The sequence below is a fragment of the Gilliamella sp. W8136 genome (assembly GCF_016101285.1).
Classification (GTDB): Bacteria; Pseudomonadota; Gammaproteobacteria; order Enterobacterales; family Orbaceae; genus Gilliamella; species Gilliamella apicola_N.
In genome coordinates this window covers 1-336 of record NZ_JACFQU010000063.1, presented here as the reverse complement: position 1 = coordinate 336, position 336 = coordinate 1, and the positions used below count along the sequence as shown (strand labels likewise).

Annotated in this window: 1 protein-coding gene; it reads left to right on the top strand. The window is 43.2% G+C overall.

Going from position 1 to position 336, the window contains the following annotated elements; all coding sequences use genetic code 11:
• A partial coding sequence (locus H3T96_RS14655) for a DUF2345 domain-containing protein (RefSeq protein ID WP_198248696.1) occupies positions 1 to 336 on the top strand: 336 nt, incomplete at both ends.

Sequence of the window (336 nt, the reverse complement as noted above, 5' to 3'; positions counted from 1 at the left end):
GTCAAGAGCAACTTAAAGCGACATTAACCCAATTAGCCCAAAGTGGCATTCTTGCTTATGCACAAGAGGGCATCGCTTTAACCAGCCCGGAAAACATCCAACTGTCAACGTCAAACAGTGTATCAGTGACCAGTGAAAATCAAACTGACATCAATGCGTTAAAAAACATTACCGTCTCATCCGGTGAATCCATCGGTCTATTTGCCCATAAATCAGGAATGAAAGTCTTTGCCAACCAAGGTGATGTTAACGTGCAGGCACAAAATGCCAACCTGAATATGGCTGCCAAGCAAGATATTAAAATAGACAGTGTCGATGGTGAACTGAGAGTAAGCG